General features: G+C 38.5%; 7 protein-coding genes. 6 read left to right on the top strand and 1 reads right to left on the bottom strand.

Going from position 1 to position 10,556, the window contains the following annotated elements; all coding sequences use genetic code 11:
• Positions 1–107: 107 nt before the first annotated feature.
• Entirely contained in the window at positions 108–1,817 is a 1,710-nt protein-coding gene (locus LIZ98_RS01015) for an Rqc2 family fibronectin-binding protein (RefSeq protein ID WP_227138722.1), read from the bottom strand.
• A 199-nt stretch (positions 1,818–2,016) separates the two neighbouring features.
• Here LIZ98_RS01015 and LIZ98_RS01010 point away from each other — a divergent pair, with 199 nt between their 5' ends.
• The 6 genes from LIZ98_RS01010 (at position 2,017) to priA (ending at position 10,555) form a co-directional block, all read left to right on the top strand.
• Positions 2,017–4,689 (top strand): calcium-translocating P-type ATPase, SERCA-type, encoded by a 2,673-nt coding sequence (locus tag LIZ98_RS01010; protein WP_227138723.1) that lies wholly within the window; start codon positions 2,017–2,019, stop codon positions 4,687–4,689.
• Positions 4,690–4,813: 124 nt separating this feature from the next.
• A complete protein-coding gene (locus LIZ98_RS01005; protein WP_227138724.1) occupies positions 4,814–5,770 on the top strand; it encodes a YicC/YloC family endoribonuclease in 957 nt (318 codons plus the stop codon).
• A gap of 81 nt (positions 5,771–5,851) precedes the next feature.
• Positions 5,852–6,469, top strand: a complete 618-nt coding sequence (gene gmk, locus LIZ98_RS01000) for a guanylate kinase (RefSeq protein ID WP_034769677.1) — start codon at positions 5,852–5,854, stop codon at positions 6,467–6,469.
• Positions 6,470–6,664: a DNA-directed RNA polymerase subunit omega gene (gene rpoZ, locus LIZ98_RS00995; protein WP_108897912.1), complete on the top strand. Its 195-nt coding sequence runs from the start codon at positions 6,470–6,472 to the stop codon at positions 6,662–6,664.
• A gap of 263 nt (positions 6,665–6,927) precedes the next feature.
• Positions 6,928–8,127 (top strand): bifunctional phosphopantothenoylcysteine decarboxylase/phosphopantothenate--cysteine ligase CoaBC, encoded by a 1,200-nt coding sequence (coaBC, locus tag LIZ98_RS00990; RefSeq protein ID WP_227138725.1) that lies wholly within the window; start codon positions 6,928–6,930, stop codon positions 8,125–8,127.
• A gap of 1 nt (position 8,128) precedes the next feature.
• On the top strand, positions 8,129–10,555 hold the full coding sequence (priA, locus tag LIZ98_RS00985) for a primosomal protein N' (protein WP_227138726.1): 2,427 nt from the start codon (positions 8,129–8,131) through the stop codon (positions 10,553–10,555).
• Position 10,556: the final 1 nt, after the last annotated feature.

Genomic DNA, 10,556 nt, shown 5'->3' with positions numbered 1-10,556 from the left:
ACGTGTTACCGGCTGACTAAAAATGTTGAGCGTGACTGATTAGCAGACGGGAATTTTTATCAGATCGGATAAATCCAAACAAAGAACAGAACAAAGGAGCCGGATAATCAGCTCCTTTTCTTTAATTTTGCTACAAGTTCAGCTTTTGGTGTCACAAAGATTGTTTGTTGATGATCATAAATAACAAATCCGGGTTTCGCTCCGTTTGGTTTTCTGACATATTTCACTTTTGTATAATCAACGGGAACCCTGCTTGAGGCACGTGCTTTACTAAAATAGGCTGCGAGAACGGCTGCTTGTTCAATCGTTTCCTCTGATGGATTTCCGCTCCGAATGACAACATGTGAGCCGGGAATATCTTTTGTGTGCAACCAAATATCTTCTTTATGAGCCAGCTTCATCGTTAAATAATCATTTTGTTTATTATTTTTTCCAACAAGAATGGAAGTGCCGTCCGCCGCCTCGTATTTTTCCAATTCCGGTTGCGTTTTTTGTTTTTTCACCGTTTTTTTCTGCCGCAAACGAATATAGCCTTGTTCGGCCAATTCTTCTTTTATTTCTTCTATATCTTTTGGAGCGGCACTCTCTAATTGTTGCAAAATGTTCTCTAAATACAACAACTCCTCTTTTGCCTTTTCCATTTGCTCCTGAACATGAATGATTGCCTTTTTACTTTTTTGGTATTTTTGAAAATACATTTGGGCATTTTCAGATGGAGTTTTATTAGGATTTAACGGAATATCGACCGGTTTATTTTCATCATAATAGTTTTCAACCGTAATTTGCTCCATACCTTTTTGAACGGCATACATATGGGCTGTTAACAATTCTCCATATAATTGATAAATCGAGCTGTTTTCCGCTTCTTCCATCGCTTCTTGTAATTTTTCGAGTTTCCCTTTGTTTTTATCGATTTCATTTTTGATCCGTTTTTCAATATCACCGCTGATTTGTTTCACACGATCTCTTTGTGCCTTGCCGAAATAATAGGCATCCAATAATTTGCTTAAAGTCGGGAATGATTTCTTTTCTCCGGGGATATGTTCTAGCGGAAACATATAAAAATATTCCTTTTGGTTTCCTGTTATCATTGTCGGTAATATTTCGTGTTTTTGCACCTTTTTCATTAAAGCAATAAATTCTTTCGGTACCGTTATCCGGTTGGCAAGCCCTGCCCGATGGACAACTTCTTTGGCAAACAACGGAGAAATTCCACTGAATTGGTAAACAAGTTGCTTGTCCAGTTTCCCGCTATTGAAGTCAATCTGTTTTAGAATATCTTCCTCCTTACAAAGAAACGGATTTAATTTTCCTTGAGCAGGTGGCCAAATATATGGTTGCCCCGGTAAAATGGCACGATACCGGTTAACTGCATAAGAAATGTGCTTAATACTATCAAGAATTACCTCTTTATCAGCATCAATTAAAATGATATTACTATGTCGCCCCATAATTTCAATAATTAAATGTTTATAGGATAAATCCCCGATTTCGTTCCTGCCTTTAATTTTAAAGATGATGATCCGGTCCATCTCTTTTTGGTAGATGTCTTCAATAATATGTCCTTCCAAATGTTTCCTTAACAACATACAAAACAAGGGAGGGGTAGCCGGGTTCTCATATTCTTCTTCAGTTAATTGGACCCTGGCATAGGATGGGTGTGCAGATAAAAGTAACTTTTCATTTTTCCCCCGGGCCCGGACTGTTAATACAATTTCATTTAAAAATGGTTGATGTATTTTCAAAATGCGTCCGCCATTTAAGACGGAAGCTAATTCATGTGTCATAACATATGTAAATAATCCGTCAAAAGACATAAATAACACCCTTTTCAAATTTTATCTCGATTTCGATTGTATACGACTACCAAGGTAAATAAACCCGATTTGCTTTACAAAATGGAATCTTTCACAAGTATAGCATTTTTTAGGACAAGGATGAATAATCTTTAATGAGAAAACAAACTGGCTTAGCGATTGACAACAATTACAATAGGGAATGGAGGAATCGATTGCGTTGAAATATCATGAGATGAGTCCCGAACAAGTGGAAAAGGCCGTTCAAACGTCTTTTAAAAACGGATTGACGAACGAAGAAATCAAAATAAGACGGAAACAGTTCGGATTCAATGAATTACAAGAAGCGGAAAAGCAATCGGCATTGCTTTTATTTTTTAGCCAATTTAAAGATTTTATGGTAATCGTTCTATTAGTCGCCACACTGATATCCGGAATCTTAGGTGAATATATTGATGCAATTGCGATCATTCTTATCGTATTTGTAAACGGGATTTTAGGCTTTTTTCAGGAACGAAAAGCAGAAAAATCACTGGAGGCATTAAAAGAACTTTCTGCCCCAATGGCAACCGTATTAAGGGGTGGTAAGTGGGAAAAAATCCCTTCTAAAGAAATTGTCCCGGGTGATATTCTCCGTTTTGCCAGTGGTGACAGGATTAGTGCGGACATCCGTTTATTCGAAATAAGCAGTTTAGAAATTGAGGAATCGGCCTTAACCGGTGAATCCGTCCCCGCAGTTAAAGAAATTGCACCAATTCATGGCGAAAATATCGGTCTCGGGGATCTGAACAATATGGCTTTCATGGGTACCATGGTGACGAGGGGAAGCGGAAAAGGGGTTGTCATTGGAACTGGTATGAAAACAGCAATGGGGCAAATTGCTGATTTATTGCAAACCGAACAAAACTTACAAACCCCATTGCAAAGAAGACTTGAACAACTCGGGAAAATATTAATTGTCGTTGCTTTGGTTTTAACTTTACTCGTTGTCGCAATCGGAGTTTGGCAAGGCCATGATTTGTATACGATGTTTTTATCCGGTGTTTCACTAGCTGTTGCGGCGATTCCAGAAGGGCTTCCGGCAATTGTAACGATCGCCTTATCACTTGGTGTGCAACGGATGATTAAGAAAAATGCGATTGTCCGAAAACTTCCGGCTGTTGAAACATTAGGCTGTGCTTCGGTCATTTGCTCCGATAAAACCGGAACAATGACCCAAAATAAAATGACGGTTACACATTTATGGGCAAATGATCAAACTTGGACCGTTTCAGGACAAGGGTATGAACCACAAGGCCATTTTACTCGAAATAATCAAACAATGAATCCTGCCCAAGATGACCATTTTTATAAATTATTGAGTTTTAGTATGCTTTGTAATCATGCAGCTTTGATAGAGGAAAAAGGTAAATATCGCGTTGACGGGGATCCGACTGAAGGTGCTTTGCTCGTTTCCGGGATGAAAGCAGGTTTGTCAAGAGATCATTTATTGCAGGAATATCGCATTATTCAAGAGTTTCCGTTTGATTCTTCTAGAAAAATGATGACGGTCATTGTGGAAGATAAAAAAGGACATCGTTTTGCAATTACGAAAGGCGCTCCCGATATTTTAATCAGCTTAAGTGAGTCAGTATATGTTGGTGGAAAAAAACAACATATGTCGCAAATTTGGACTAATAGGCTGCAAACAACGGTCGAACGCCTTGCTTCACAAGCACTCCGAACGATTGCCGTTGCCTATAAGCCGGTTCCAAACCGGTTATTCAATCATGAGGCAGAAGTGGAAAATGAATTGGTTTTTATCGGTTTACAAGGCATGATCGATCCGCCTAGACCTGAGGTGAAAGCAGCAATCCAAGAATGTAAAGCAGCCGGTATAAAAACGGTGATGATTACCGGGGACCATGTGATAACAGCTCGGGCAATAGGGGAACAACTTGGGATTTTAAATAGAGACGACTTTGTTTTGGAAGGCAGGAAGTTGGAGTCGATGTCGCTTAAGGAATTGGATGAGATTGTCGATAATGTTTCCGTTTTTGCACGCGTCTCACCAGAACATAAATTAAAAATAGTCAAAGCACTGCAAAATAAAGGCCATATCGTCGCAATGACCGGTGACGGGGTAAACGATGCCCCGGCAATTAAAGCGGCCGATATCGGTATTGCAATGGGCATAACCGGGACGGATGTTGCAAAAGAATCTTCGGCATTAATCCTACTCGATGATAATTTTGCAACAATTAAAGCGGCGATCCATGAAGGGCGCAATATTTATGAAAATATTCGTAAATTCATTCGCTACTTACTCGCTTCTAATGTTGGGGAAATATTGGTCATGTTATTTGCCATGATTCTGGCATTACCTTTGCCACTTGTTCCGATTCAGATTCTATGGGTAAACCTGGTAACGGATGGACTGCCGGCAATGGCATTAGGACTCGATCAACCTGAGGGAGATGTGATGAAGAGAAAACCAAGACATCCGAAAGAAGGTGTGTTTGCAAGGAGACTTGGCTGGAAGGTGATTTCGCGGGGATTTTTAATCGGCGTGGCTACTTTACTGGCATTTCTTATTGCATATAAACAAAACCCGGATCATTTAGAATATGCGCAAACGGTCGCCTTTGCTACCCTTGTGTTAGCCCAGTTGATTCATGTTTTTGATTGCCGCAGTGAGCATTCTATTTTTGCGAGAAATCCGTTTGGCAATCCGTATTTAGTCTGGGCAGTTCTATCCAGTGTGGTTTTAATGATTATTGTGATTTATTTTCCGCCGCTGCAAACGGTTTTCCATACCGTGGCAATTGTTCCGACAGACTGGTTGTTGATTTTGGCAATGGCAGCTATTCCAACATTTTTACTTGCAGGTTCATTATTTATAAGAAAAAAATAGAGAATGTGATATAATAACGAAAGGGAATCTGGATTCAACCAATTTCCTTTCTTTTTTATTAAGTAAAGATAAAATGAAAATCCACTAAGCGGGGCGCTCAGGACCCTTAGACGTGGTCAGACATGTGTTGCGACAGAACCTTGTACAGTTTGTCCGTCGCGAACAGGGCGCTAATCGCGCTTCTCTAATCATTTGCTTTTATGGAAAAGGTGATGTTATGGTAATGAGTATGACAGGTTTTGGCAGGAGTGAGAGAGACGGGATTGTTGTTGAAATTCGCTCAGTCAATCACCGGTATTTCGATTTCCATACCCGAATTCCGCAGCCATTACTAAAATTGGAAGAGAAAATTAAAAAAATATGTCAACAATATGTCGTACGTGGCCGTGTTGATTGTTCCATTAATATTTCCACATCCGTGCCGACAAATCGTGGATTACATATTGACTGGAATCTTCTGGACGAGTATTATCAATTCATAAACAATTTAAAGGAACGTTATCAACTAGATGAAGAAATCGGGATTACCCACTTTTTGCAACATGATGGTCTTATTTCCGTAATTGAACAAGAAGTCGTCAACCCGGAAATGGAAAATACCATTATCATTGCAGTGGAAGAGGCTGTCCAGCAATTACGGAAGATGCGGATCATAGAGGGGAAAGCTTTACAAAATGAAATTGCCAACTACTTGGAATTAATGGATTCATTTGTTCAAGAAATTTTCGAGGCGGCACCAATTGTAAAAGTTGAATATGAGGAAAAACTTCGAAAAAAAATATGCGAATATACCAGTGGTCTTTTTGATGAAACAAGGGTGCTGACAGAGGTCGCCATATTTGCAGATAAAATTGATATTTCCGAAGAGCTAACGCGTTTAAATAGTCATATAAATCAATTTCGAAAATCGCTTAACTCTATGGAACCGATTGGGCGAAAATGTGATTTTCTTGTCCAGGAGATGAATCGGGAAGTCAATACAATCGCAGCAAAAGCAAATCATGCGAATATAAGCAATAAAGTAGTTGAATTGAAAAGTATTATTGAAAAAATTCGGGAACAAGTTCAAAATATTGAATGATCCATATTTTATCGTTTATAAATATAAACCATACATAATATTAGTGTTTTTTATCAATGATTATTTATGGCAGGTGAAACAATGGAAACAGATAAGGGATTGTTAATTGTTCTTTCCGGTCCGTCCGGAGTCGGGAAAGGAACGGTAAGAAAAGCGGTATTTTCTGAGCCGGATATTAGTTTTGAATATTCTATTTCAGCAACTTCACGACCGATGAGACCAGGTGAAATTGATGGAGTCGATTACTTTTTTAAAACGAGAGAGCAATTTGAACAAATGATTCAAGATGGGGAACTGCTTGAATATACCGAGTATGTCGGAAATTACTACGGAACGCCTGTTCAATATGTAAAAGATACTTTATCAGAAGGAAAAGATGTATTTCTTGAGATCGAAGTAGAAGGCGCAAAACAAGTAAGGGAAAAATTCCCTGATGGTTTATTTATCTTTTTAATTCCACCAAGTTTGAGTGAATTGGAGAACCGGATCAAAACGAGGGGAACGGAATCTGATGAATTAATCAAAAATCGGATGCTTGTTGCTCGTGAAGAATTAAAAATGATGAATTTATATGATTATGTTATTGAAAATGATCGGGTTGATCATGCCGTAAAAAAAATAAAAGCCATCGTTATCGCTGAACATTGTCGGCGAACCCGAATAGAAAAAAGAATAAAAAAATTACTGGGGGTAGATTAAATGTTATATCCTTCGATCGATTCTTTATTGGAAAAAGTAAACTCGAAATATTTGTTGGTCACCATTGCTTCAAAACGTGCCCGGCAAATGCAAGAATTGAATGATTACCAACTAAATCATTACGTTTCCCAAAAAAATGTCGGAAAAGCATTAGAGGAAATTAACGACGGCGTTTTAGTGAAAGATGCAGAATAAAAAAGGCACCAAGGAGTTTTTTAAAAAATTCAGACGAAAGAGTCGAGCAATCGGATGTACCGGTTGCTTTCTTCCTTTTATACATAAAGAATATATAAATTTGGACGCCCAAGTTTTCTTTATTCTAACAGCACTTCCCTATTTTTATGGTATGATTGTACAAAGGTAATCATTGCTCGGGTAACATCATTCGTGACATGCAATTCATCAAAAATTGAAACAACCTTTTTGAAAAGAAACTTTCAGTGAAAAGAGGTAAAAATATGCAGAAAAAAGTATTGTTGTGTGTTTCCGGCGGAATTGCTGCATATAAAGCGGTCCAGTTAACAAGTAAACTAACGCAAAATGGTTTTGATGTGAAAGTAATGATGACAGGAAATGCGACCAAATTTGTTACGCCTTTATCTTTTCAGGCGATTTCCCGCAATGATGTATATACAGATACTTTTGATGAAAAAGACCCGGAAAAAATTGCTCATATTGACTTAGCCGATTGGCCGGATGTCATTATAATTGCACCGGCAACAGCGAATATCATTGGAAAATTGGCAAACGGGATTGCAGATGATATGGTATCGACGACTTTACTCGCTACAGAGAAACCTGTATTTATTGCACCGGCCATGAATGTTCATATGTATAATCACCCGGTTGTCCAAGAAAATATAGCACGTTTGAAATCATTCGGATATCATTTTATCGAGCCGAGTGAAGGTTATTTGGCTTGCGGGTATGTTGGCAAAGGAAGGCTTGAAGAACCTGAAATCATTGTTGAGCATGTAAAAACATTTTTTGTTCAAAATAAGCAACAATTTTTACGAGGAAAGACGGTGTTAATTTCCGCCGGTCCAACCCGAGAAAAGATTGATCCGGTTCGTTATTTATCTAATTATTCATCGGGAAAGATGGGCTATGCGATTGCCGAAGTGGCGCAACATTTGGGGGCAAATGTGATCCTTATTTCCGGTCCGGTGAGCATGAAACCGCCCGTCGGAGTACAGATCATCCGGGTTGAAAGTGCTGAGGAGATGTATGAAGCGGTTCTGCAGTATTTCGATGAAGCCGATATTGTTATTAAGTCTGCCGCTGTCAGTGATTACCGGCCGAAAAAAATCTTTCAACAAAAAATGAAAAAGCAATCACAGGAACTTGTCATCGAATTAGAACGTACAGTCGATATTTTAGCAGAATTAGGAAAAAGAAAAAACGCTCAATTTTTAATTGGGTTTGCTGCTGAAACGAATCATGTTGAAGAATATGCGAAACAAAAATTACTGAGTAAAAATGCGGATATGATCGTCGCCAATAATGTCATGCAAGAAGGGGCCGGGTTCGGAACGGATACGAATATAGTAACCTTTTATAAAGCGAACAATGAAAAGAAACAATTTCCTAAATTAACGAAACATGAAGTCGCATATGAAATTTTAAAAGAAGCATATGAAGCAAAAAAGGGCGAGTAGTATGAAAAGAATTGCAAGTGTAATCGTTGATGTACCAACCGCACAAACGGATCGGTCATTTGATTATTTGATTCCTGATGAATTAAAGGATAATTTGGAAGTGGGCATGCGCGTCATTGTCCCTTTTGGTAACAGGCAGGTTCAAGGTTTTGTTATTGCTTTTAAAGAAACATCCACCGTATCCGGTTTAAAAGAAATTATCGAACCAATGGATATTGAACCTGTTCTTAATCAGGAACTTTTACAGTTGGGGGAATTTTTGGCTAATGAAACACTTTGCTTAAAAATTTCCGCCTATCAAGTCATGTTGCCTCCTGCGTTAAAAGCAAAATATGACAAATATATAACGTTAGCGAAGGATCGAGAAATCGGGGAATTGCCAAAGGAACTGGAACCTCTCTTTTTGAAACAGAAAAAAGTAAACTGGAAAGATGCGGAAAAGCTCGTACCGGCATCCTATTTGTATCGACAAGCACGGGCAGGTTTATTTGATGTTTCATATGAAATTAAAAATAAAGGAAATAAAAAGAAAAATATTTACTATGTGCCGTTTTCGGATCAAGCTCAATTTTTAAATAAACTAAATCAATTGAACCTTACCGGTAAAAAGCAGTTACAAGTAGTGAATATATATTTGCAAGATTTTGCCCCTCATACGGTAAAAGAGATTGAAACAAAAGTTCCCAACGCCCGTTCATCATTAAATCAACTGGTTAGTAAAGGTCTGTTGAAAAAAGAAGAGTATGAGGAATATCGTGACCCTTATCAAAATAAAAAATTTCAAGAAACGAAAGCATTGCCTTTAACAGATGAACAAGAACTTGTCATCAAGCCAATTCTTGATTCGATTGAACATTCCACCCATGAAGTGTTTCTACTTCACGGTGTAACAGGCAGCGGTAAAACAGAAGTATATTTACAGTCGATTGAAAAGGTCGTGAAGAATGGAAAAGAAGCCATTGTCCTTGTTCCGGAAATTTCTCTTACCCCGCAAATGGTAGAACGTTTTAAAGGAAGATTTGGAAACAAAGTAGCTGTCCTCCATAGCGGACTATCGCTTGGTGAAAAATATGACGAGTGGCGGAAAATTCAGCGAAAAGAAGTACAAGTCGTCGTTGGTGCCCGTTCGGCAATATTTGCTCCGTTTGAAAATATCGGGATTATTATTATTGATGAAGAACATGAGACAAGTTATAAGCAGGAAGACAATCCCCGTTACCATGCAAGGGATGTGGCGATTGAACGGGGGAAAAATCATCATTGTCCTGTCGTCTTGGGCAGTGCGACACCGTCCTTGGAATCTTTCGCCAGAGCTCAAAAAGGGGTATATCACCTATTAACAATGCAAAAACGAATGAACAATTCCCAACTGCCTGTTGTCGAAATTGTTGACATGCGGGAGGAACTGAGAACGGGAAATCGCTCAATGTTTTCTACTGCTTTGTTGGAAAAAATGCGGTTGCGCCTGGAAAGATCTGAACAGATTGTCTTAATGTTAAATCGCCGGGGCTATTCATCTTTTGTTATGTGTCGAAACTGCGGTTATGTGTTAAAATGTCCAAATTGCGATATTTCCTTAACCTATCATAAAGTGACTGATCAAGTAAAATGCCATTATTGCGGTTTTGAGATGCGTACGCCTAAACAATGTCCGGAATGTTCAAGCAATCATATTCGCTTTTTTGGTACCGGGACACAAAAAGTAGAAGAAGAGCTTGGAAGAATTTTACCGGAAGCCCGGGTCATTCGAATGGATGTTGATACAACCACCAGGAAAGGATCACATGAAAAATTGTTGACAGCTTTTCAAGAAAAAAAAGCAGATATTTTACTGGGAACACAAATGATTGCGAAAGGACTTGATTTTCCCAACATTACTTTAGTGGGGGTATTATCGGCTGACAGCTCTCTACATATTCCGGATTTCCGATCAAGCGAGAGAACTTTTCAATTGCTGACACAAGTAAGTGGCCGGGCCGGGCGTCACGAATTGCCCGGAGAAGTTATTATTCAAACATATACACCTGAACATTACAGTATTAATTTTGCGAAAGAACATGATTATTTAACATTCTACCAGTATGAAATGATGATAAGAAAACGCGGGCAATATCCACCGTTTTATTACTTGGCACTGATCAATGTGAGCCATGAAAACTTGCAATATACGTATACGGTCATAGAAAAAATTACTTCATTTGTTCGGGGACAACTTGCAGACGGAAAAGGAGAAACCCTCATCCTTGGTCCGGCAGTCTCACCGATTCTAAAAATCAAAAATAGATATCGTTATCAGTGTTTGATAAAATACAAAAATGAACCGAACCTAATCTCAACATTAAAGCAGGTATTGGAACATTTTCAGGAAGATCAAGTCAAACGAGGTCTTCATATATCAATTGATTTAAATCCTTATTCAATGATGTAAA

Source organism: Caldibacillus sp. 210928-DFI.2.18 (assembly GCF_020554505.1).
In the GTDB taxonomy this organism is placed as follows: domain Bacteria; phylum Bacillota; class Bacilli; order Bacillales; family Caldibacillaceae; genus Caldifermentibacillus; species Caldifermentibacillus hisashii.
The sequence above is the reverse complement of the archived record's forward strand: the minus strand, read 5'-3'. Positions and strand labels throughout refer to the sequence as shown.

Excerpts from the sequence above, each read along its gene's own strand:
- gmk (WP_034769677.1), top strand. The coding sequence starts at position 5,852 with ATGGAAACAGATAAGGGATTGTTAATTGTTCTTTCCGGTCCGTCCGGA.
- rpoZ (WP_108897912.1), top strand. The coding sequence starts at position 6,470 with ATGTTATATCCTTCGATCGATTCTTTATTGGAAAAAGTAAACTCGAAA.
- priA (WP_227138726.1), top strand. The coding sequence starts at position 8,129 with ATGAAAAGAATTGCAAGTGTAATCGTTGATGTACCAACCGCACAAACG.
- coaBC (WP_227138725.1), top strand. The coding sequence starts at position 6,928 with ATGCAGAAAAAAGTATTGTTGTGTGTTTCCGGCGGAATTGCTGCATAT.
- LIZ98_RS01015 (WP_227138722.1), bottom strand. The coding sequence starts at position 1,817 with ATGTCTTTTGACGGATTATTTACATATGTTATGACACATGAATTAGCT.